Raw genomic sequence first — 22,610 nt, 5'->3', positions numbered from 1 at the left:
GCTGGTCCATCCCGCGACGTATGACGGCTTTTCGTCGTGGGAAACCTACCGGTCAGGCTTGGACCTTGGTGCGCGCGGCTTTCTCCGTTACGGGCAGGATCAGGGTTTTCTCCCAACCTGCGCTTCATCATGGCGTCGCACGTTGGTGGCACCGATATCCACGTCAAAGTCGTGATGGCGTCCACGGTACGATCCCGCGATTACCTCCTGTTCTATGTACCGACCCAGTACGACCTCGGGTATAGAGGCCGACGACAAGGGCGCTAAATTGCCTCCAATCTATCCGGGAAACCATCTGATACCGTTGCCGAAAGTGCCCTGTAGAGAGTGGCATGATGGCACTTGAGTAGCTTGGCCGTCTCGCGCACGGACGTGCCCTCCCCTACTAGCCGCTTGCCGAGCGAAATCTGGTCCACTATCAGCTTTGGAGACCGACCGAAACGGACTCCGCGCGCCTTCGCCGCGACCCTTCCGCTACTGGTACGCTGACGGATCAGCTCTCGTTCGAACTCGGCAATGCCGGCGAACACCGTCAGCACCATACGGCCAGCGGGCGACGTTGTATCCGCCCAAGGCTCCGCTAGAGAGCGCAGTCCAGCGCCGTTTAGTTTCTCGGATATGTCGAGAAGATCCTTTGTTGATCGGGCAAGCCGGTCGAGCCGCGTCACCACCGCCACGTCCTCATCGCGAAGCTGGTCCATCATACGCGCCAGCTCAGGCCGGTTGCGCTTCGCCCCCGACACTTTCTCCTCAAAGATGCGGCGACAGCCGGCGTCCTTCACCGCGATCCGTTGCAGCTGTAGATCCTGATCATCAGTCGAAACGCGGGCATAGCCAATAAGCAGCTTCGCGTCGGGATGAGGGTCGCCGCGCTTCACGAACCAGGTCCGGCAGAATTTAGGAAATGCCGTCGGGGTTTTTGGGTATAATCTCATTTTCCCCGAGCCAGTTGCGCCACTCGCGTTCGAGATAGTGGATGTGCCACCCCGGCGCGACGTTGCGAGCATCGCCGTAGATGTCTCTATCGAGCGGACCCGTCCAGGGCTCCGCCGCCTGGGCCAAGGCCGCGGCTTTCATTGTTCCCGAAGCCAAATATGCACTCACGTTGATCAGAATTTCGTTGGCCTGGCGTAGCTCGCCGTCTCGCTTTGCAGCATCTTCCCGGCGTTCCGGCCGTTGCCTAAACCTATTCGATCTTCGCCATCAGCCGCCCCGTCGCCCCCTGCTCGGCGGCCAGATTGCGATTATAGGCCAACGGCATCCGCGGGCTTTTCCAGCGCAGCGCGTCCATGATCCCGGCGAGATCCTCGCCGCTGACAAACAAATCCTGGTTGAGCCCGACCCGCGTCGAATGCGCGCTGATCCCCTTCAACAGCCGCGCCAGATCGTCGGCGGTGAGATCGGCCAGCGCGCCGGCATCGAAGGCCCGCTGGATCATCGCGCGCCAGATCGGGCCGACCGAGGCGGGATGGAGCGCCCCCGCCCCCACATCATACTCGACCCGCGCCGGCACCGCGCGCTTGGGCAGGGTCTTGCGCAGGTCCCAGGATTCTCGTCCGGAGATGCTGTCGATCGGCCTCCCTCGTACCGCCGCTCTCGCCTTGTAGCGCCGCACGTTGACGCGCCGGAACAGCGGCCCTGCCTCAATTCCAGCCGCCTCGAGCCAAGCCGCGATCGCGCGAACGGTACGAGGGGTAAGATAGGCGGTTGCTCCCTCCCCTTCCTGGTCCCCTTTGCTACGTGGAATGCTGAGCAGGCGAGCCTCTTGGTCGATCGCCTCGATGATGTGCTCGACCTCAATCGCGACGAGCTCGGAGGCGCGCAGCCCGGTGTCATAGCCGGCCGAAAGCAGCGCGCGATCGCGCAAACCCGGCAAATCCTCGGCGCAGCTTTCGAGTAGCGCCCGCACATTCAGTCCACGGGGCACGTCACGCTCGACGTTGCGGACCGGCCCCTTGAACCGCAGCGGCCGCGCCTGCTTCTGCGCGACGCCTTTCTCGCGGCGTACAGCCTGCAGCCGCAGCTTGATCAGCGGCGCGGGTGTCGGATCTTTCAGATCGAGCAATTGGTGGATCTTGGCGATCGACGCCTTGTAGCGGCCGAGCGACGCCGGCTTGCTCCCCTGCCCCGCCCGCGCGTCGAGATAATCGGCCACGGTTTCCGGGGTCGCCGGTAGCGCGACCCGATTGTGGCGCCGGCACCACAGGTCGAACGCGTCGAGATCGCATTTCAGCGCACGGATGCTGTGTGGCGAGGATGCAGCCTGGTAGGCGGCGATCAGCGGCTCGTTGACCACAATGCGCTCGACCGCGCGCATCTTCACCACCGCCCACGAGAGATCATCGACCGACGCCGTTGGAGCTGGCGCCGCTTCCCCCCCGATCAGGGCGTTGTTGTCGAGGGGTGCCGGGTGGTCCATCGGCGTGATTTCTAGCCGACCTTATGAAGAGGCGTCAAACACGGACATGCGATAATTGTAACATCAGTATGTCCGGAACAACAAGCTTCGAAGGATACACCCAAGGGCAACCCACTTCATGGCTTAAGCAGGTCATGTCGGCTGGTTGCTAACCAGCTTTAAGTTTTGCTGATACGACGCGAAACCCATACTCAGCGAAGTATTTTATCTGATGGGTAAACAAAAATCGCATGTTGGTGCGAGCAATTCTACAGAAAAGTTCCTTTCTGTTAAGGTCGTGTCCCAGGAGGTTCTCTAATCGCCACTGTCAACAGCTGACCTCTTTGCGGTTCGTCACGCGCGCTGGGCTCCAGGGTTCTCTCCGCGGTCGTCGCGCTGGACGCCGCATGTTAGCGTTCAAAGTAGGGTGAATCTAAGTGGTGTGCGCGGTCCGTGCCGCACTCGCGGGAACGATCTCACCCTCGCTAAGCGTCCCAGCGGGACGCGTTCTGTCGCGCTTGAGTTCAGCGTATTGCTTCGGATTTGGATCAGGCCATGGCCGCCTCCCGGAAGGTCGTGTTGGTACGCCACATTGCGTGCAATGTTACCGCCAGCTTCCTGGCCAGGGCGACTTTCGCTTTGCGAGGCCCGGTTCGGCCTGCGATCGCCTGTGCCCACTCACGCAGGCGAGGGCCGCCAAGCTTTCGAGACAAGATCGCATTTGCTGCTTCGTACAGGCATTTTCGAGCGAACCTGTCACCGCTTTTCGAGATGCGCCCGTTCCGGCTGATTTCGCCAGATTCGTAGCGCCTTGGCGTCAGACCGAGATAAGCGCCCGCGCTGGAAGATCGGTTGAAGCGTTCGGCGTCGTCGAATGCTGCAGTTACCGCCATCGCGGTGATCGGTCCGACTCCCGGCGCTGTCATCAAAAGACGTACCGTACCATGCTGTTTGGCTACCGCCCGGATTTTGCCATCGAGAGCGGCAATACGGGCTAGAATTTCACTCCGGGCGTGCATCAACGCTTCAAAGATAGGTATGAGCTCCGGTGCGACTGCCAGCTCGCCTGTGATGATCTCCGTCGCACGGCGTTTGAAGCCCCCAACCCGTTTTCCGAACATCACGCCAAACGTTTTCAGCAACCCTCTGATCTCATTTTCAAGCTTCACACGCATGCCAACCAGCGTATCGCGCGCTGTCAGCATCGCCCGGTTAACATAGGCCTCATGACTCTTTATCCGGGCAGCCTTGAACCAACCTGTGCGGACAATCTGAGCCAAGCCGCGAGCATCATGTCTGTCGGTTTTATTTGGCATCATTTTGAGGACCGCATTAGCGTGACGCGCATCCAGGCAAATGATCGGGACACGCCGCTTCGTCAGCGCGTTCCAGAGCCAGACGGCAAGGGGACCTGTCTCCATTCCCACCCGTTCGACATCCGCGGCGCGCTTCGCTAGCCAGTCGGCTATCGCGTCAGGGCAGGTCGGCACCTTCGCCTCCGCGAGAATCTCACCTTCCGCCCCAACCAGGCAAATCGCCGTCTCCTCCTGTGACACATCCAGTGCTGCAAAAACTCCCATAACGTCCTCCACGTTCGACTCCGGCCGAGCGCCGAAGCGGCAATGACATCCTACCGCAACAAAGCGGAGGTCGAGTGTGGCGATTACGTTAAGTGGTGTAGGAACCGTCAATCCACGGCAGGATCGGGATCGGGTTCGGGTCAGGCAGCCAGAGCTGGCAGGCTGACAATGGGGTTATGGCTCACCGCGCCGATTGTTTCCAGCGTCATGTAGCGGCGTGACACCGCCCATTTGATGGCATGGACCACCCCCATGCAAACGATCATATTATATGGTGCCATTAAAGTGGAGGAAGCGCGATGTCAGTTGTTACGATTGGCCTTGATCTGGCCAAAACGGTTTTCCAAGTTCACGGTGTAGATGAGGCCGGCTTAACCGTGCTTCGCCGAAAGCTCTCTCGGGCCGATATGGCGGCCTTCTTCAAAAAGCAGCCGCCGTGCCTAGTCGGAATGGAAGCGTGTTCTAGCGCGCATCACTGGGCGCGCTTGCTTGTGGAGATCGGCCACACGGTCAAGCTCATTCCACCTCAGTACGTTAAGCCGTACGTGAAGCGGAACAAGACGGACGCCGCCGACGCGGAGGCCATATGCGAGGCCGTCGCCAAGCCGAACATGCGGTTTGTTCCTATCAAGACGAAGCAGCAACAGGCGGTTCTGGCTTTGCATCGTGTCCGCAGCCTGTTGGTCCGACAGCGAACGGCGACGATCAATGCACTGCGCGGACTGCTGGGCGAATACGGGCTTATCGCGGGCAAGGGCGTGCGACAGCTCGCGATATTGAGCGAGCGTCTTGCAACCTCGGACAAGACCGTCGTCCCGGACGAAGCGCGAGAAGCGTTGCGATGTCTTTTCCGGCACATCGACACATTAACCGATAAGCTTGGCGAGATGGAGAAGCGGATCGTCGCCTGGCACAAATCAAACCCGGACAGCCAGCGTCTGGCTACTGCTCCGGGCGTGGGCCCAATTACGGCGACAGCGATTGTGGCAGCCGTCGGCGATGGCAGTCAGTTCAAGTCTTCCCGTCATTTTGCAGCTTGGCTTGGCCTGACGCCACGGATTCGAGCGAGCGGGGGAAAAGAGAAGATTGGTCGGATCAGCAAAGGCGGCGATCGATATCTCCGAACGCTCTTGATCCATGGAGTTCGGGCCGTTGTAGGAACAACGTTCCGCAAGGACGTGACACCTCGGCCCTGGCTTAAAGCTTTGGTCGACAGGAGGCCCGTGAATGTAGCCTCAACAGCCGTCGCTCACAAGACGGCTCGCTCGATCTGGGCCATGTTGACCAGGAATGAGGTATACCGCCGTCCATCGCCTTTGCCGATGGCGGCCTAACCAGTTCGGCGCCGATGTGATGGTGCCGACTTGCGAGGGCAACGACAAAGTATGGCGAACCGGTATCACCGGGGATCGACAAAGGTCACTGAAATGATGCGAACCAATTTGAGTTCGTCCATTTGTCCGGCCGTCGATCCGCGGAAACCATAGGGGCCTGCGGCGTGTTATGCCGCACAACAAGGCCGGATACACGACCGCAAGATCCGAAATCGTCGAAATCTGTTGAAAAGCCTTGCAAGGTGGGGGTGGTCCATACACATCATTCTGCTCCAGCATCAGCGCGCCGACGAGGCGTATGACCGAGGCATCATTGGGAAAGATGCCGATGACATCGGCCCTTCGCTTAATCTCCTTGTTCACCCTTTCCAGCGGGTTGGTGGACGCGATCTGCGCCCAGTGATCCTTCGGGAACGCCATGTAGGCAAGCACATCCTCGCGCGATGCGTCCATCATGTCGGCCAGCTTCGGGAACTTCTCGCGCAGGGCATCGGCGACCTGCTCCCACTGCTGGTGCGCCGCTTCGGTCGTCTCCTGCGCGAAGATCGTCTTGATCATGGCAATCACGGCGGGCCGCTGTTTGGGCGCGGCATGGGCCAGCGCGTTGCGCATCCAGTGCACCCGGCAGCGTTGCTGGCTCGCGGCAAACACCTTGCTGGCGGAAGCGCGCAGTCCCTTGTGATCATCGGCGATGACCAGCTTCACCCCGCGCAGTCCGCGATCCGCCAGCGAACGCAGGAAGGCTTTCCAGAAGGGCTCCGCCTCCGAAGGGCCGGTGGCGACGCCCAGAACTTCACGGCGGCCATCGGTGTTGACGCCAACGGCGATTATCGTCGCCGTCGAGACGATCCGTCCGCCCTCACGCACCTTGAGGTAGGTGGCGTCGATCCACAAATAGGGCCACTCGCCCTCGATCGGGCGGGTGAGGAAGGCGTTCACCCGCTCGTCAATCTCGGCAACCAGGCGGCTGACCTGGCTCTTCGATACGCCGCTGGCGCCCATCGCCTTAACCAGATCGTCGACCGAACGGGTCGAGACGCCGTGCACATAGGCCTCCTGGATCACCGCTGCCAAGGCCTTCTCGGCGGTGCGGCGCGGCTCCAGGAAGCTCGGAAAGTAGCTGCCTTTGCGCAGCTTCGGGATCGCCAGATCGATCCGACCGGCACGGGTGTCCCATCCCCGTTCGCGGTAGCCGTTGCGGTGGTTCAGTCGCGACTGGCTGCGACTGCCGGCGGGCGCACCGGTTCTGGCCTCAATCTCCAGATCCATCATGCGCTCAGCGGCAAAAGCCAGCATCTCGCGCACCAAATCGCTGTCAGCCCCTTGCTCGATCAGCTCAACAAGGGCCATTCTGTCATCGGTCATCGTCTTCTTCTCCAGGTTCGAGTTCGCATCCGAACCCTACCAGAAGATCGACGGTGGCCACCCTCTCAGGGAAACCTTCCTACACCACTTAACGTAATCGCCACACTCGACCTCCGCTTTGTTGCGGTAGGATGTCATTGCCGCTTCGGCGCTCGGCCGGAGTCGAACGTGGAGGACGTTATGGGAGTTTTTGCAGCACTGGATGTGTCACAGGAGGAGACGGCGATTTGCCTGGTTGGGGCGGAAGGTGAGATTCTCGCGGAGGCGAAGGTGCCGACCTGCCCTGACGCGATAGCCGACTGGCTAGCGAAGCGCGCCGCGGATGTCGAACGGGTGGGAATGGAGACAGGTCCCCTTGCCGTCTGGCTCTGGAACGCGCTGACGAAGCGGCGTGTCCCGATCATTTGCCTGGATGCGCGTCACGCTAATGCGGTCCTCAAAATGATGCCAAATAAAACCGACAGACATGATGCTCGCGGCTTGGCTCAGATTGTCCGCACAGGTTGGTTCAAGGCTGCCCGGATAAAGAGTCATGAGGCCTATGTTAACCGGGCGATGCTGACAGCGCGCGATACGCTGGTTGGCATGCGTGTGAAGCTTGAAAATGAGATCAGAGGGTTGCTGAAAACGTTTGGCGTGATGTTCGGAAAACGGGTTGGGGGCTTCAAACGCCGTGCGACGGAGATCATCACAGGCGAGCTGGCAGTCGCACCGGAGCTCATACCTATCTTTGAAGCGTTGATGCACGCCCGGAGTGAAATTCTAGCCCGTATTGCCGCTCTCGATGGCAAAATCCGGGCGGTAGCCAAACAGCATGGTACGGTACGTCTTTTGATGACAGCGCCGGGAGTCGGACCGATCACCGCGATGGCGGTAACTGCAGCATTCGACGACGCCGAACGCTTCAACCGATCTTCCAGCGCGGGCGCTTATCTCGGTCTGACGCCAAGGCGCTACGAATCTGGCGAAATCAGCCGGAACGGGCGCATCTCGAAAAGCGGTGACAGGTTCGCTCGAAAATGCCTGTACGAAGCAGCAAATGCGATCTTGTCTCGAAAGCTTGGCGGCCCTCGCCTGCGTGAGTGGGCACAGGCGATCGCAGGCCGAACCGGGCCTCGCAAAGCGAAAGTCGCCCTGGCCAGGAAGCTGGCGGTAACATTGCACGCAATGTGGCGTACCAACACGACCTTCCGGGAGGCGGCCATGGCCTGATCCAAATCCGAAGCAATACGCTGAACTCAAGCGCGACAGAACGCGTCCCGCTGGGACGCTTAGCGAGGGTGAGATCGTTCCCGCGAGTGCGGCACGGACCGCGCACACCACTTAGATTCACCCTACTTTGAACGCTAACATGCGGCGTCCAGCGCGACGACCGCGGAGAGAACCCTGGAGCCCAGCGCGCGTGACGAACCGCAAAGAGGTCAGCTGTTGACAGTGGCGATTAGAGAACCCCGTGGGACACGACCTTCTGTTAAGACTTCATCACAAATTCTTCGTTCTTCCACGACGGTCAACCCATAACCAGAAAGCGCTGCTAAAGCGTGCGGGGTGTTGGAAAATAATATCATCTCTCCAACGGCCAATTCGGCAAGAATCTGCGCGCCTGTCCCATAGTCTCGTAAAATTTCCGGCTCGGAACTGTCATCGATCGGAAATTCGATATGGGCTTGCGCGAGAGAAGATATTATTGAAGCAGCCGGAGAATTAAAAACCACCACAATGCCGGAGCCAGCACTGTCCATTGCCCTCATGATCGCCTTGAGCTGATCGGTCCGCCGATCACCCACGCCAAGAACGTCAGAGAAAATATTCAACGTATGCATCCGCACCAACGTCGGGGTTGACGCATCGACAGCGCCCTTCAGCAATGTCAGCGTATCGAGGCCGGTTGCCTGGTTGCGATAGGTGATCGCCTTCCAATCCCTTCCGTGAGGGCTGTCAAACCGGACTTCTGCAACTTTCCGTACAAGGTGATCGTGGCGCAAACGATAGGCGATAAGATCACGGATCGTACCGATTTTAAGTTTATGCCGTCGCGCGAACTCGACAAGGTCGGGCATGCGCGCCATCGACCCGTTATCGTTCATAATCTCGCAGATCACTCCTGAGGGGTTGAGGCCAGCGAGCTTTGCGACGTCTACGGCGGCTTCAGTATGGCCAGCACGGATAAGGACGCCGCCGTCCCTGGCAGTCAGCGGGAACACATGTCCCGGACTTACGAGTTCGCCGGGACCGTTCGCCGCGTCGATAGCGGTCGATATGGTACGGGCCCTGTCAGCTGCAGAAATGCCAGTCGTTACGCCGCTTTTTGCTTCGATCGAAATAGTGAAGGCCGTCTCATAGGGCGTGCTGTTGGAGCGGCTCATCGGAGAAAGTTGCAAAGCGTCGACGCGCTCGCGCGTGAGCGCCAGGCAGATCAGGCCCCGTCCGTGCGTAGCCATGAAATTGATAGCGTCCGGCGTCGCCATCTGCGCGGGGATCACCAGATCGCCTTCATTTTCCCGATCTTCGTCATCGACCAGAATGAACATCCGTCCGTTTCGCGCCTCGTCGATGATCTCATTGACCGGGCTGATATATGTATGTCCATCCATGTGAAGAAACTCGGTTGCCGGTCTGCGTCAGGCGCGTGGAACGGACACGGTAGTGGTGAAGAGCTTCGCTTGCGGCGTCGCCTTGCGTTTGACGTCGTCGAAATCGGGTGCGGTGCAAAGAAGCAAGGTCTTGCCATCGCTGCCGCCCAATGCGCAGGAATAGACGCCCAGCCCTTGAGGCGGCCTGCGTTCCTCCAGTATCCGACCGTCGCTGGACACCCGCGCGACGCGGCCGCCGACTGCATCGGCGACCCAGATGCAGTTTTCCTTATCGATCGCGCATCCGTCAGGAGCGAAATTCGTTTCCAGCAACGTGTGAACGCTTTCCCAGGATGGCTCATTTCCCAGCTGAGCCAGGCACCGGCGGTCGGTAAGCGATCCATCCGCCAGGATGGAGAACGCGGTCAGCCGACCGCCAAACGTCTCTGCGACGATCAGCGTGCCGCCGTCTGACGTAATCGCAACCCCGTTGGGAAAAAGGAGATCGCTGGCAACGACGCGCACTTCACCAGTTGGTTCGACGCATAACAACGTCGAAGGCGCAGGCGGAGCACCCAGGAACAAATCGAACCCGAAATGGGTGACATATGCACGACCGGTCGCATCAACGATCATGTCTGTCCGCCGTCAGCACCAATGGCACAGATTTGAGGTTGTAAATTAAGGAGGGTTTGGGCTTCGTCGTAGTGACGAAGGAACGAAGATGAAGCCCAAACCCTCCTTGAAAAATTCGCCGACAAAGGCCCCTGCTGAGCGTGTTGTGAAGGATATCCGGCGGCAGACCCGGCGCCATTTCTCAGCCGAAGACAAGATCCGTATTGTGCTGGACGGTCTGCGCGGCGAGGACAGCATCGCCGAGTTGTGCCGCAAGGAAGGCATTGCCCAAAGCCTGTATTACACCTGGTCGAAGGAGTTCATGGAAGCGGGCAAGCGGCGCCTGGCCGGTGACACCGCCCGTGCTGCGACCACTGGCGAGGTGCAGGATCTGCGCCGCGAGGCCCGTGCCCTGAAGGAATGCGTGGCCGACCTGACGCTGGAAAACCGCCTGCTTAAAAAAAGCATGATCGCGGATGGGGGCGACGACGAATGAGGTATCCCGCATCCGAAAAGCTCGAGATCATCCGGATCGTCGAGCAGTCGCACCTGCCCGCCAAGCACACGCTGGACAAACTCGGCATCCCCCGCCGGACGTTCTACCGCTGGTACGATCGCTTCGTCGAAGGCGGGCCGGAGGCGCTGGAAGATCGGCCATCGGCGCCGAGTCGGGTGTGGAACCGCATCGGCGACGATATCCAGGGCCAGATCGTCGAGATGGCGCTGGATTACAGCGAGCTGTCACCGCGCGAACTGGCGGTGCGCTTCACCGACGAGAAGCGCTACTTCGTGTCGGAGGCCACCGTTTACCGCCTGTTGAAGGCCCACGATCTGATTACCAGTCCGGCCTATGTGGTGATCAAGGCCGCCGATCGCTTCCATACCCAGACCACGCGTCCGAACGAGATGTGGCAGACCGATTTTACCTACTTCAAGATCATCGGGTGGGGCTGGATGTACCTGTCGACCGTGCTCGACGACTTCTCGCGCTACATTATCGCCTGGAAACTGTGCACCAACATGCGCGCCGAGGATGTCACCGACACGCTGGACCTGGCCCTTAAGGCTTCCGGCTGCGACAGCGCCACCGTGCTGCACAAGCCCAGGCTGCTCAGCGATAACGGCCCCAGCTACATCGCGGGCGAACTGGCGGAATACATCGATGCCCAGAAGATGAGCCATGTACGCGGCGCTCCGATGCACCCCCAGACCCAAGGCAAGATCGAGCGCTGGCACCAAACCCTGAAAAACCGCATCCTGCTGGAAAACTACTTCCTGCCCGGCGACCTTGAGGCCCAGATCGAGGCCTTCGTCGAGCATTACAACAACCAGCGTTACCACGAGAGCCTGAACAACGTGACGCCCGCCGACGCCTACCTCGGCAGGGCTCCCGCCATCATCAAACAGCGCGAAAGGATCAAGCGAAAGACCATCGAATATCGGCGCTTGCAACACCGCAGGCTCGCCGCTTAACATCAACCCCAAGACGAGGCCCGCACTCCGCTAATTTACGACGCGACGTGTGCCAAATGTTCTGACGACGGACATAACTGGTTCATGAGAGCAAATTCAGTCTGAGAGGTCATCTCGAAGAGCGAATGACTGAACTCGCGCCGCAGGATCAGCGGCATCGGACCGCTTTCACCCGCAAAAACGCCATCAAAGGACCAGGTCTCGTGGGAGGAGCCACCGGTGAGGCGGCGCAATCCGGTCGCTGCCGTCAGACCAGGCACCGCCTGACACAGGCCAGCCACGAGGCTGGTCGGCAAAGCGGTAGCCGGGATGCTCGCGCTGGCCTGTGTCATCAGGAGTGGAACCCATAGCGCGGATAGGCGCCGTATACCTGCGTCTCGAACGTGCCGTAGCCGACATGTCCGTCGTCCGTTTCCATCCGGCACAGGACGTGCGTTGGGCCGATCTTCGCTGTCAGTTCTTCGTCCGTAAGATCGTAGCTGACCGAATCGGACCAGTTTTCACCCATATATTTGCCATGGCGCCACGGGTCAGGGCCGCCATATCCCGTGCCGGCGCGCAGATAGGCCCGCCGAAGGGGCGTCAGTTTCACATGTCGCCTCGAGCCGTCGGGTTCAAGGAAGCTGACTGACCCATCGAGCAATTCGCGCGTTTCGTGGTCGAAGCGAAGGTCATGCTCGGCACCCAGCAAAAATTCGGCGGGCGCGGCGACACCATCCTTGCCGAACGACTTCATGCGACGAACTGTTTCGATCTCCCGCCGCCCATCGGCAAACTCCGACAGGCTGAAATGGATCGTATGATCGTTAAACTGCATCGGCGCCCACATCCACAAAGAGGTGCGCTCGCTGCTCGCATTTTTCGCCTGCTGAATGCCTTTGGGTTCCCGTTCAAGGCCGATCGATCGCACACCCCAGCTACGATCGCGCGCGCCCCAACTCGTTTCCGGGTCAAGCTCGATACGTTCGCCGTTGCAGACGATGTAGCCCGTCCATGATCCGGTCTGGATCAGTCGTGTCGCCTGCTCCATCACCCGGCCTAGCACCCGTTGCAGGATCGGCGGCTCCTCGAAGGCTGGAACGGCGCCGTTCCATTCAAGGTCGAAGTGAACGGCCTGGTCCGGCCGAGGCTCACACCAGATCCTGAGCTTTTTAAGGCCTTCAATAACCTCGACATTGAAAGGACCGATATTGGACATGTTCATCCGATCGTCGCCCAACTCGCGCGACCCGCGGGTAGAATATTGCATCGACCCCAAAGCGACGGATCCGAAGGCGTCGATTACACCCAGGTTTGGATAGACGCCGACTCCGATCATGAAAAACAAGTCGGGTGCGCAGCGGTGACCGGTAAAGAAATAGCGGTCATAAAATCGCCGATCGCTCGTACCTGCGAATCGTATCGGCTCATGAGTCTGATGAACGGGAAAGTCGTCTGCGGGGCCAATCACGGCATGTTCCTTCTAAAAGCGAGAATGATTCTCGAGGTTCCGGCGATGTCACCAAGTCTTAAGTTCAGGGATAACTTTCTCACCCAGCAGCTGCATGGAGCTCCTGACCTCAGAATATGGGAGACCGGCATAGCTAGTGATCGAGTTCCACTCGAAATCGCCGATGATCGCCTTGCGCGCCTCCAGCTTGTCAAGGATCTGCTGGGGCGTACCCCATGCCTGATGCTTGATATAATCCTGCACCGCGTCCTCAAGACCAAGGCTGTTCAGGAACTTAGCTGATTCTCCATAGGCTTCGTAGCCTTTGAGTTCTTTGTGATAGTCGGCCATGAATTCGTAATGTTTAAGAAGTGATACATAGTTTGCCGCCATATACTTCTGCATCATCTTCTCGACGTGACCGGCGTCTTCGTGGCAATATGTGAAGTCGACCAAAAGCGTCGGACCGGGCTCCTTATTATGGTTCTTCCGGTACTCCTCCCGGAAGATGTTGATGTTGCCAAGATGCTTTTCCATTGCGAATTGTACAAACGTCATCATGCGCGTGTCATTGACCGCGATCTGCTTCGCCGAGTCCGGAGACATCGCGACCGAAAACAGTCGATCCTTCAGAGCTATCGAAGGGCGCGGACGGATTTCAGTCTCCGGAGTGGGGAAGAAAGGACCATCGCCCTGAACGATGCCGGTTTCCATTCCCTTGACGATCATGGAAGCCATCTCGTCGAAACGGCCGCGGGATTCTTCCATGGGGATTCCGAATACCTCAAACTCCTTGCGGGCAAGTCCGCGGGCGAAGCCGAGGACGTAACGCCCGTTCGTAAGAGCATCCATCGTCGTGATCCGGCCAAGCACTCGCGCAGGCTGGGTCCACCAGGGCAGCACAATGCACGCGCTGCCCAACTTGATGCTTTCGGTGCGAGCGGCCAGGTAACTTAGTATCTGATGACTATCCACCGCCATTGAATAATCTTCGAAATGATGCTCCGGACAGTAGATCGTATCGTAGCCGAGTCCCTCGGCCAATTCGGCGATCTCGAGCTCGTTCCGAACCATCACGTCGTCCGGCATGTTGTCATGCAGGTTCGACAAGAACATCATGTATCCGACTTGCATGTAAACTCTCCTATACAGAAATAAAGTTAGCTTCCCGAGACGCGTCGATCGACATCCATCCAGTAAGGCTCACGCAGCGCCTTGCGGTTGACTTTGCCGACGGCGCTACGAACCAATGGTTCCAACTGAAAAACCACGCGAGACGGCTTCATGTAGCTGCCGAGTTCTTCAGCGACGCGGGTGATCAGATGCTGTTCCGACACGGCATATCCATCACGCACGACGCAAACCGCCAAGGGTGTCTCGCCCCATTTCGCATGCGGCACGCCGAACACAGCGACCTCGATAATGTCGGGATGCGCCGCGATCACGCGTTCCAAATCCAGCGGCCAGATATTGTAGCCGCCCGACACGATCATGTCCGTGGCTCGATCGACTAAGTACAGATACCCGTTGGCATCGAGCCGTCCGATGTCGCCCGTCTTGATCCAGCCATCGACAATGCGCTCAGCAGTCTCCTCGGGATTATTCCAGAAGGAGGTCATCTGGCCGTCCGCCTTAGCGACAATCTCTCCAATGTCCCCCGTCGGGACAGGGTGATTATTCTCGTCCCAGACCTCGACCAACGCGAAGGGCATCACCATGCCGCACGCATTTATCGGCTGTGATCCCGGAACGTCTGCGAACCACTGTGCAGGCCCCATGAAAGCAACCGGTAGAACCTCGGTCTGTCCATAGCCTTGATAGAGTATATCACCCATCAACTCGCGAGCGGCTCGGGCCGTTCGTTCGTGGATCGGAGCAGTGCCGACCAGCATGCATTTCAAACTGGAATAGTCGCGGCCCACTGACCCTGGATGATCGAGAATGGCCCGCAGCATCGTTGCGGCAACCTGACAGAAAGCGACGCGCTCACGCTCGATGATCTCCACCATTGCCTCAGCGGAGAAGTGATCCATCAGCACGTTACAGCCACCGGCAAACCATATTGGCAGATATTGGTAGCCAGACCCATGGGAGATTGGCCCCACATGGAGGCAACGATCTCCCGCCAACACTTGTGGAAATATGTAGAACCAGTCACGGCACGCCGCCAGCCAACTGCGATGCGAGTAAGCGACAGCTTTTGGCTTGCCCGTCGTCCCCCCGGTATGACGAATGACATAATAGTCGTCGGGATCGATAGTGATGCTGGGCATCTCGCTGGAGCTTTCCGCGAGCAATCCATCGAATTCTGCATCGCGAACGATCACATCCACAAGATCCGGTAGCTGCCCCCTTATGCTCAGCATTTCGCCGGCATAATGCGCATCGACGATGACGAGTTTGCACTGCGTATTGGCAAGCATATGAACATGCGCCTCAGCAGAGTTCCTCGCATATAAAGGCACCCGCGTGAGGTTCGCGATGGCGCACGCCTGGATCAGATCGGCGGCGCTAATCCCATTGTCCTCAAGCGATCCGATGCGATCTCCAGGAAGGGCGCCTCGGGAAAGCAAAAGGTTTGCGAGGCGAATACCGCGCTCCCACGCCTCACCAAACGTCAAACGGCGATCGCCGTGAATCAGCGCGATCCGTTCACGATTGCAGCGCACGGCCTGCGCCATAAGATCCCTGACATTCATGCTTGCCCTCTCCCGTCTGTCGGGGCCTATTAGCGACCTTTCCAGTCGCTTTGATCATGGACTATTGTTAGACCTTGATCTAACGAGACGCAAGCTATATTCTTTCATCAAACGACATGGCGGCGACCAGTCGGATAAGGAGTGGACAAGTGAACGACATCCCAACAGCCGAGCTTGATATCGTGGGAGCTGAGGCAGTGCGCGACCCGCACAGCTATTTTGGCAAGGTGCGCGATGCCAATTCGATTGTTTGGGATACGCGCTCGCGGTCCTGGATCGTCACCGGCTACCAACAGGTCACGGCTGCATTGCGCGATGACAAGAATTTTTCGTCAGACCGCATTCGGCCCTTCATCGATCGGAAATTAACCGGCCCCGACACGCCCGCTGCGGTACGTCGTGCGTTCGAGATACTGGCCGACTGGCTGGTCTTTAATGATAAGCCAAAGCATCTTCGTCTCCGCATGCTCGTCAACCAAGCTTTCATGAGCAAAGCGATGGCGCGGCTTACCGATCGCTTTCAGACCTTATTCGATCGCGTGATCGATCAGGCTCCCGACAATGGCCACATCGATCTTTTGGAAGACGTAGCAGGTCCCTTCTCGGCATCCGTCATCTCGGAAATCATCGGCATTCCCGAGGAGGATCGTGGTCGTTTTGCCGACTGGCATCGACTGTTTGGCCCCGTGGTCGGCGCGAGCCTTGAGGATCCGGGCAAATATGAGAGCCTCGCTGAAGGGGTTGCTGACCTCTCTGCTTTCGTGCGCGACCTGATTACGCGGTATCGCGAAACACCGGAAGACAATCTGCTGAGTGAATTGATCAAAGCGCGCGATAAGGACGACGGGCTGACGGAGGATGAGATTATCGCAACCTGCATATTGGTGATCTTCGCGGGCTCCGAAACGACCGCCAACTTGATGAGCAACGCTATACTGGCGTTACTTCGCAACCCCGGTCAGATGGCTGCGATTCGCAGTGGGGATGTCGAGATCACGAACGCGGTCGAGGAATTCCTGCGCTATGACGGATCAGGCAAGGCGGTCACGAGAGTGGTTCGAACGGATACAGACGTGCTCGGCATTCCGATGAAGGCCCGTCAGCGGGTCTTTCTCATCCTTGCGGCAGCCAATCGCGACCCTGCCTATTTCGACGATGCAGATACGCTCAATCTCACGCGCGCATGGGATCGCAAACACATCGCCTTTGGCTTTGGTCTGCACAGTTGCATGGGGCTGCAACTCGCAAGGCTGGAAACGGCTATCGCGATTCCGGCCATCCTGAAAAAATGGAGCAGCATAGAGCTGGACGGCGAACTCGACTGGCATCCGCAGCTCCTCTCGCGCGGCCTGAAGGCGCTCCCCGTACGCGTCACCGCGTGATGGAGATCGCCACCGCGTATCGCGTCCTACCCGTCCCAGACCGACACGAAGCCGATTTTTGGCAGGGTGGCGCAACAGGAGAGTTGCGGGTTGGCTGGTGTATGCACTGCGGGCGACTTCGCCACCCGTCCCTTGCGTTTTGCGATGCCTGCCAGGCGGCGATCCATGAATATAAGTCGCTCTCGGGTTCAGCAACGGTGCTCGCCCTGACAATCAATCACCAAAAATGGCTGCCAGGTTATGATCCGCCATACATCATCGCCATCGTCGGTCTGGTCGAGGACCCGGATGTTCGCCTGACCACCAACATCGTGGACGCCGACCTCGACACGGTGAGGATCGGTGACCGCGTCTCGGTGCGTTTCCTGCAGCAGGACGATATCTGGATCCCGGTATTCGTCCCCGATCCAACACCGGAGACGGAGCCGGCTGCTCCCACATCCGATCTACCCGAAACAATCGCCGCTCCTCCGATGATCGGGAAGCGTTTCGAAGACAGCGTTGTGTTGAGCGGATACGGTAGTTCGCCCATCGCGCGACGGCTCGACCGATCTGCGCTGTCGCTATGTGTGGAAGCGTGTACGTCCGCCATCGTCGATGCTGGCCTGTCGATTGCCGACATAGACGGCGTATGTGCATATCCTGGCAGCGACGGCCTTCCCGGCATTTCGTCCGGAGGATTTCGTGCGCTCGAACAGGCTCTCCGCATCCGTCCGGTCTGGCATTGCGGTGCCAGAGAAATACCGGGGCAGGCCGGCACGATCATCGACGCGATGCTTGCAGTAGCGTCAGGACTATGCCGACATGTTCTTTGCTTCACGACATTCGCCGAAGCCGCCCGACCTTCAGTTCGCGGGCCGTCCGGGCGCATTGCTGGCGAACTGTCATGGCGGGTGCCATTCGGGGCCGCATCACCCGCAAACTGGATCGCGCTATACGCGTCGCGGTACATGGCGCGATTCGGGGCCGACCGCGACATGCTGGGCTGGATCGCAGTCAATGCGCGCCAGGCTGCCATGCGGAACCCCGACGCCATCTATCGCGATCCAATTACGATGGCGGACTATGCCGCAGCGAGGCTGATTTCGACACCCTTTGGCCTGCTCGACTGCGACATCCCGTGCGACGGCGCGATCGCCTTCGTCGTTTCGTCAGCCGCTGTCGCAGATGACCTGCCCAATCCGGCCACTAGAATTGAGGCAGTGGGCACGAGAATCACCGAGGTTCAGTCCTGGGATCAGGGAACGCTGACCCATCAGCCCAATGTCTTCGGCCCGGCGGCGCATCTATGGAGCCGCACGGATATGCGGCCGGAGGATATCGACGTTGCGCTGCTCTACGACGGGTTCACCTTCAATGTCGTGTCCTGGATCGAAGCGCTCGGCTTCTGTGGCATCGGCGAGGCGACCGCGTTTCTCGACGGCGGCAAGTGCATCGCGCCAGGTGGCGGATTGCCGCTTAACCCGCATGGCGGGCATCTGTCGGCCGGACGAACCAACGGATACGGTCATTTGCAGGAAGCCATGCTTCAATTGCGCGGCGGAGCCGGGGAACGGCAAATACCCAACTGCAACGTCGCGCTCGTTTCGAGCGGTGGAGGAATTCCCGCCAGTTGCATGATCCTAAGGCGTTAGAACTTAGCGGAGAGGAAAAATAAGATGAACAGATTACAGGGTAAAGTCGCCGTCGTCACCGGCGGTGCGTCGGGCATCGGGAGAGCGATCGTCGAGGCGTTCATCGAGGAGGGTGCCCGGGTCGTTATCGCCGATCTTGGCAATCGTGCTCAGGATGCCTCGGCAGAACTCGGTTCGATGACATTGGGCATTTCGGCTGACGTTTCGGTATCCTCGGACGTGCACGCCATGCTGCAGGCTGCCATTGATACATTCGGTCAGATCGACATTCTGTGCAACAATGCCGGTCTCGATGGCGAACAGACGTCCATCGAGGATTATGACGACATGGAATTCGACCGCGTTGTGGCGGTCAATCTGCGCGGAACATTTCTCGGCATCAAGCACGTGATCCCCCATTTGAAGGAACGCGGCGGCGCGATCGTCAATACCGCCTCAATCGCCGGCTCGGTGGTCATGCCGAATATGCCCGCCTATTGCGCGGCCAAGGCGGGCGTGATGCAGCTAACCAAGGTGGCCGCGGTCGAATGCGCACCTTACGGCATCCAGGTGAATACCATATGCCCCGGCGTCATCAGGACCGCCATGTTAGAAGCACTGCCCGCTGACTTCATCCGCGGCCTGGAACAGGCGACCCCGATGGGTCGCATCGCCGATCCGGGCGAGGTTGGCCGGATGGCGGTTTTCCTGGCGAGCGGCGAGTCGGCGTTTCTGACGGGATGCTCGATCAATATCGACGGCGGCTTCACTTTGTTGTGACCGCCGGTGCGCCAGCGGGTGCATGTTCGGATCAGAGAAGCGAGAAGTCGGCTTTTCGCTTCTGTAGCATCGCGGCGATCCCCTCCTGTGCCTCCACATCGCGCCCGCATTGAGCCATCGTTGCAGCTTCGAGTTCCATCTGGGTTTCGACCGCGTTTGTGTGGCTAGACAGGAGTAGCGATCGAAGCCGGCCGATGGCACGGACCGGCGAGGCCGCAAGCCGTTCGGCCGTTTCCTGAATGTCCTGCTCGAAAACTTCGGCCTCGACGGCGCGGGTGATCAGGCCCCAGCGCACGGCCTCTTCTGCACTGACCGACCGGTTCGTCATCATCATTTCCTGCGCGCGCCGCATTCCGATCAGCCGCGGCAGAAGCCAGGTCAGTCCACCATCGGCCGTCAGACCGATGGCGCCATAGGCAGGCACGAACTTCGCGCTCTGCACCGCGATGACTATATCGCCAATGAGCGAAAGCCCCAGTCCGGCTCCTGCCGACGTACCATTTACAGCAACAACCAGGGGTTTTGGCATCCGCAGCATGCGGTTTATTGCAGCGTGCAGCGGGCCAGTCAGCTGCTTGAGCAGTGTTGGCAATTCCCCGCCCGCGCTGGCAAAGGACGCGACGTCCCCTCCACCGCAGAATAATTTGCCGGCCCCTGTCAGGACAACGCAGCGGACCGTATCATCCTCCTCGACGCGAAGCACCGTGTCGAGCAGCGCATTCGCCGTCGCAATGTCGATGGCGTTGGCGGCCTCTGGCCGATTGAGTATGATACGCGCGACATTTCCATTCCTGACTAGCGCCACAGGAGACTGTATGGTGGTGGTCATCGGCCATTTCCTATGGAATGAGGAAGATTGAAGCGGGTCAGGATGTGATCACCTTGCTTGCTACCATGACCGCGCCAAGATCACCGTCGATCCACAGCAAGGGATGAACTTCCCCCTGCATGTCCACGTCCTCGACCAGTGCCGTCAGGAGCGTGTGCGAGCCGACATCAACCATGGTTTGCGTCCGGCAGATGAAACGCGCGAGCGCGTCCGTAAGAATGGGCAGGCCGCCCGGTCCGTTTTCCCAGTTACCTGTCTTGAAACGGTCCGCGCCCTTCGCACCGCCACTGAAAATGGAGACCAACTCGGCGTGCCGCTGCGCCAGCAAATTAACGCAGAAATGCCGGCGTTCAGAGATAAAGGGGTGGATCGACGCGCTGCGATTGACTGCGACCAAGAGAGTAGGCGGTTCAGCACACATCGGCATGACGGCGGTCGCCGCCATACCTCCCCAGCCACCATCCTGATTCACGGTCACCAAGGAAACAGTCGTTGCGAGACGCCTCAGCCCCGCCTTGAAAGCGGACGCCACCGCTTCCGGATGTCCCTGCAGAACATTCTCCCTAGCCATCAGCACTCGCCTCGTCATGCGTCTCAATGAAAATCGCTTCGCAAATGGCGGTGCGTTCCGCACCCGCCCAAAGCTCGCTTTTAGCAAAGCGCTTTCTGCCGTCAGACACGATCTCGCTCAACGTCATATGGAGAGGCCGCGCCAGTGGTGTCGGCTTGATGTACCGAACCGTCAGCGTCCCGGTCATCGCCGGGGGTCGTTGCAACTCTGTTTGCGAAAGTCCGAGAAATTCGTCGAAAAGTGCGGCGATGAGGCCACCATGCAGGAAACCAGGCGGTCCTTCATGACAGGCAAATGGTGTGAACGTGCCGATGAGTTGGTTTTGATCGCCATAGGACAAGGTGAGCGGAAGGCTCGACGGATTCGACCGGCCCGCAACCGCGCTCATTTCAAGCGCCAGGCGATTGCGCGGCCCCTCGATTCCGCTCGCTCGCATATACTCGGTCCGGTCGCCCATATCCGGCACACCGGCAACGGCCGCGAGCTGACGCTCGACGACATCTTCAATCGCCTCAAGCGCCGCAACGTCGAGATCACCCCGCGCGACGATATAGCCGAGCGATCGAAGCGCAGCGGATGCCCGTCGCCGAATGGTCCATCGCGCGTCGTGCGCGAGTAATTCAGCATCATCGGCATCGGTCAGCCAGCTTCCGGTGGGCGGTGGGTTTCCATCGCCCGATTCCGATGCATCCACGGCCCCTGTCGACATCGTCAATCCGACGGCGCGATGGTCGCGCGAAGATCGACTACCGTTTCATCAAGGATGATCTGGCAGCTCAGCCGTGAGAGCGGCAATCTTGCGTCTGAGCTGTCCAACAGATCGTCCTCGTCCCCCGACATTGCCGGGAGGCGCGCAAAAGTGGCCGGATCCACAAAGACGTGGCACGTCGCACATGAACAGCACCCCCCGCACAGCGCGACCAATTCATCGATCCCGGCATTGCGAATAGCCTCCATGAGACTGATGCCTGCATCGGCGGCAAGGACATGGACCGTGCCTTCCCGATCCTCTACCTCAATCTGTACCACGAGCGTTCCCTTCGACAGGCTTGGGGCGGGACGATCTGCTTTGCAGGAACGACTGGATTCGCTCTGCCGCCTCTTCAGACCGGGCAGTATTGAAGAAATATCTGTTCTCGATACGAAGGCCCGCGTCGATCGGCACCTGAACCCCTTCGTAAAGGCATTTGAGGATGGCCGCCGGAGCCGTCGCGTGCCCCCCGGCCAATCTTGCTGCGATTGCTGGGCCGAACTGCGCATAGCCTGACGGCGTGTTGGGACCGCCGCCCGGAAGCTTGAAGCCCTTTTCATCCCAGGGAGCGACGGCGCTGCCACCGTCCAGGATCCAGCGTCGTGCCGCGTCCGTCAGCGCGTCTGCCGGCAGCGCCCGATGGAAGATACCGCCCGCAATCGCATCCGCGAGCGATATTGGGGCAGCGTCAAGCAGATACGGCATAGCGGCCAACAATCCGATGAGGCGTGGCAATCGCTGCGTGCCCCCTGCGCCCGGAAGCAACCCGATCCCGACCTCGGGAAACGAGAGCTTCAGGTCCGGATTGTCAACGACAAGCCGATGATGGCAACCCAGCACCAGTTCCAGTCCCCCACCCAGCGCCAGACCCTCGACGATCCCCACGATCGGCTTTCCGCATGTTTCCAACGCCCGGATACGGCGGCTGAGGCCTCCTGCATCAGCAACGCCGACAGCGCGCTCCTCAGGCGTGTCGCAGCCACGCCAGCGCTCGATGTCGCCGAGCATCTCTTTCAGGTCGGCACCTGCACAGAAGCCTGTCGCCTTACCCGAACGCAGGATCGCGCCAACGATGGCAGGATCGCCCCTCAATCGCTCAACGATCCTATCGAGATCCGTCTGGACCGAGGCGGTGATGGTGTTGAGCGACTTGCCGGGCACATCGAAGGAAAGGGTAGCGATCCCCGTATCGTCAACCGTAATTGCGAAGTTCTCCAT

22 protein-coding genes and 1 pseudogene are annotated in these 22,610 nt (G+C 59.5%); 6 read left to right on the top strand and 17 right to left on the bottom strand.

From position 1 onward, the window contains the following. Window positions 1-263: 263 nt before the first annotated feature. From WFR25_RS07315 to WFR25_RS07295, 5 genes are all read right to left on the bottom strand, one after another. Entirely contained in the window at window positions 264-845 is a 582-nt protein-coding gene (locus WFR25_RS07315; RefSeq protein ID WP_336974753.1) for a recombinase family protein, read from the bottom strand. A 52-nt stretch (window positions 846-897) separates the two neighbouring features. Beyond that, window positions 898-1,077, bottom strand: a complete 180-nt coding sequence (locus tag WFR25_RS07310) for a hypothetical protein (RefSeq protein ID WP_336969787.1) — start codon at window positions 1,075-1,077, stop codon at window positions 898-900. Window positions 1,078-1,186: 109 nt separating this feature from the next. Beyond that, the gene (locus tag WFR25_RS07305) at window positions 1,187-2,317 is read right to left on the bottom strand and encodes an integrase (RefSeq protein ID WP_336974751.1); all 1,131 of its coding nucleotides are present in this window, start codon (window positions 2,315-2,317) and stop codon (window positions 1,187-1,189) included. Window positions 2,318-2,946: 629 nt separating this feature from the next. Next, window positions 2,947-3,978, bottom strand: a complete 1,032-nt coding sequence (locus tag WFR25_RS07300; RefSeq protein WP_006952422.1) for an IS110 family RNA-guided transposase — start codon at window positions 3,976-3,978, stop codon at window positions 2,947-2,949. A gap of 140 nt (window positions 3,979-4,118) precedes the next feature. Next, a complete protein-coding gene (locus WFR25_RS07295; RefSeq protein WP_336969786.1) occupies window positions 4,119-4,244 on the bottom strand; it encodes a hypothetical protein in 126 nt (41 codons plus the stop codon). A gap of 33 nt (window positions 4,245-4,277) precedes the next feature. Here WFR25_RS07295 and WFR25_RS07290 point away from each other — a divergent pair, with 33 nt between their 5' ends. Beyond that, the gene (locus WFR25_RS07290; RefSeq protein ID WP_336969784.1) at window positions 4,278-5,312 is read left to right on the top strand and encodes an IS110 family RNA-guided transposase; all 1,035 of its coding nucleotides are present in this window, start codon (window positions 4,278-4,280) and stop codon (window positions 5,310-5,312) included. A gap of 261 nt (window positions 5,313-5,573) precedes the next feature. Here the strand turns inward: WFR25_RS07290 and WFR25_RS07285 are convergent. Then, a pseudogene (locus WFR25_RS07285) lies at window positions 5,574-6,677 on the bottom strand (IS256 family transposase); the annotation flags it as partial. Between the two features lie 180 nt (window positions 6,678-6,857). Between WFR25_RS07285 and WFR25_RS07280 the strand changes: the two are divergent. Further along, window positions 6,858-7,889: an IS110 family RNA-guided transposase gene (locus WFR25_RS07280; protein WP_006952422.1), complete on the top strand. Its 1,032-nt coding sequence runs from the start codon at window positions 6,858-6,860 to the stop codon at window positions 7,887-7,889. A gap of 209 nt (window positions 7,890-8,098) precedes the next feature. Here WFR25_RS07280 and ribB read toward each other — a convergent pair whose 3' ends face one another. Continuing rightward, a complete protein-coding gene (gene ribB / locus WFR25_RS07275) occupies window positions 8,099-9,271 on the bottom strand; it encodes a 3,4-dihydroxy-2-butanone-4-phosphate synthase (protein ID WP_336969782.1) in 1,173 nt (390 codons plus the stop codon). A gap of 27 nt (window positions 9,272-9,298) precedes the next feature. Beyond that, the gene (locus WFR25_RS07270) at window positions 9,299-9,886 is read right to left on the bottom strand and encodes an SMP-30/gluconolactonase/LRE family protein (protein ID WP_336969780.1); all 588 of its coding nucleotides are present in this window, start codon (window positions 9,884-9,886) and stop codon (window positions 9,299-9,301) included. 88 nt (window positions 9,887-9,974) lie between these two features. Between WFR25_RS07270 and WFR25_RS07265 the strand changes: the two genes are divergently transcribed. Then, window positions 9,975-11,338 (top strand): IS3 family transposase gene (locus WFR25_RS07265; RefSeq protein ID WP_336967452.1). Its coding sequence is split into 2 segments (ribosomal slippage): window positions 9,975-10,322 and window positions 10,325-11,338, totalling 1,362 coding nucleotides; the frame shifts between segments, so codons are not numbered across the junction. 35 nt (window positions 11,339-11,373) lie between these two features. Here WFR25_RS07265 and WFR25_RS07260 read toward each other — a convergent pair. From WFR25_RS07260 to WFR25_RS07245, 4 genes are read right to left on the bottom strand one after another with little or no spacing between them, the layout of a single operon-like run. Continuing rightward, complete coding sequence (locus WFR25_RS07260) at window positions 11,374-11,670, bottom strand: hypothetical protein (RefSeq protein WP_336969778.1); 297 nt, start codon at window positions 11,668-11,670, stop codon at window positions 11,374-11,376. After that, a complete protein-coding gene (locus WFR25_RS07255; protein WP_473829106.1) occupies window positions 11,670-12,788 on the bottom strand; it encodes an Rv3169 family protein in 1,119 nt (372 codons plus the stop codon). The genes WFR25_RS07260 and WFR25_RS07255 overlap by 1 nt, the downstream gene beginning before the upstream one ends. Window positions 12,789-12,836: 48 nt before the next feature. Beyond that, a complete protein-coding gene (locus tag WFR25_RS07250) occupies window positions 12,837-13,901 on the bottom strand; it encodes an LLM class flavin-dependent oxidoreductase (protein ID WP_336969774.1) in 1,065 nt (354 codons plus the stop codon). A 26-nt stretch (window positions 13,902-13,927) separates the two neighbouring features. Then, entirely contained in the window at window positions 13,928-15,448 is a 1,521-nt protein-coding gene (locus WFR25_RS07245; protein ID WP_336969772.1) for a class I adenylate-forming enzyme family protein, read from the bottom strand. 167 nt (window positions 15,449-15,615) lie between these two features. On the opposite strand from WFR25_RS07245, the gene WFR25_RS07240 reads away from it, so the two are divergent. Genes WFR25_RS07240 through WFR25_RS07230 form a run of 3 tightly spaced genes read left to right on the top strand, consistent with a single transcriptional unit; the run spans window position 15,616 to window position 19,241 of the window. Continuing rightward, the gene (locus WFR25_RS07240) at window positions 15,616-16,848 is read left to right on the top strand and encodes a cytochrome P450 (protein ID WP_336969771.1); all 1,233 of its coding nucleotides are present in this window, start codon (window positions 15,616-15,618) and stop codon (window positions 16,846-16,848) included. Then, a complete protein-coding gene (locus tag WFR25_RS07235; protein WP_336969769.1) occupies window positions 16,755-18,482 on the top strand; it encodes a thiolase C-terminal domain-containing protein in 1,728 nt (575 codons plus the stop codon). Before WFR25_RS07240 ends, WFR25_RS07235 begins: the two co-directional genes overlap by 94 nt. Before the next feature lie 24 nt (window positions 18,483-18,506). Further along, a complete protein-coding gene (locus tag WFR25_RS07230) occupies window positions 18,507-19,241 on the top strand; it encodes an SDR family NAD(P)-dependent oxidoreductase (protein ID WP_336969767.1) in 735 nt (244 codons plus the stop codon). A gap of 31 nt (window positions 19,242-19,272) precedes the next feature. Here the strand turns inward: WFR25_RS07230 and WFR25_RS07225 are convergent, their stop codons facing one another. Genes WFR25_RS07225 through WFR25_RS07205 form a run of 5 tightly spaced genes read right to left on the bottom strand, consistent with a single transcriptional unit; the run spans window position 19,273 to window position 22,610 of the window. Continuing rightward, window positions 19,273-20,070, bottom strand: a complete 798-nt coding sequence (locus tag WFR25_RS07225) for an enoyl-CoA hydratase/isomerase family protein (protein ID WP_336969765.1) — start codon at window positions 20,068-20,070, stop codon at window positions 19,273-19,275. A gap of 37 nt (window positions 20,071-20,107) precedes the next feature. Further along, the gene (locus WFR25_RS07220; RefSeq protein ID WP_336969764.1) at window positions 20,108-20,641 is read right to left on the bottom strand and encodes a flavin reductase family protein; all 534 of its coding nucleotides are present in this window, start codon (window positions 20,639-20,641) and stop codon (window positions 20,108-20,110) included. Continuing rightward, a complete protein-coding gene (locus WFR25_RS07215) occupies window positions 20,634-21,350 on the bottom strand; it encodes a PaaI family thioesterase (protein ID WP_336969763.1) in 717 nt (238 codons plus the stop codon). The genes WFR25_RS07220 and WFR25_RS07215 overlap by 8 nt, the downstream gene beginning before the upstream one ends. A gap of 2 nt (window positions 21,351-21,352) precedes the next feature. Further along, on the bottom strand, window positions 21,353-21,670 hold the full coding sequence (locus WFR25_RS07210; RefSeq protein ID WP_336969762.1) for a 2Fe-2S iron-sulfur cluster-binding protein: 318 nt from the start codon (window positions 21,668-21,670) through the stop codon (window positions 21,353-21,355). Next, window positions 21,657-22,610 carry an enoyl-CoA hydratase/isomerase family protein gene (locus WFR25_RS07205; protein WP_336969761.1) on the bottom strand — a complete coding sequence of 318 codons (954 nt, stop codon included), beginning with the start codon at window positions 22,608-22,610 and terminating at the stop codon, window positions 21,657-21,659. Before WFR25_RS07205 ends, WFR25_RS07210 begins: the two co-directional genes overlap by 14 nt.

It is taken from the genome of Sphingobium aromaticiconvertens (assembly GCF_037154075.1).
GTDB lineage: Bacteria > Pseudomonadota > Alphaproteobacteria > Sphingomonadales > Sphingomonadaceae > Sphingobium > Sphingobium aromaticiconvertens.
The sequence above is the reverse complement of the archived record's forward strand: the minus strand, read 5'-3'. Positions and strand labels throughout refer to the sequence as shown.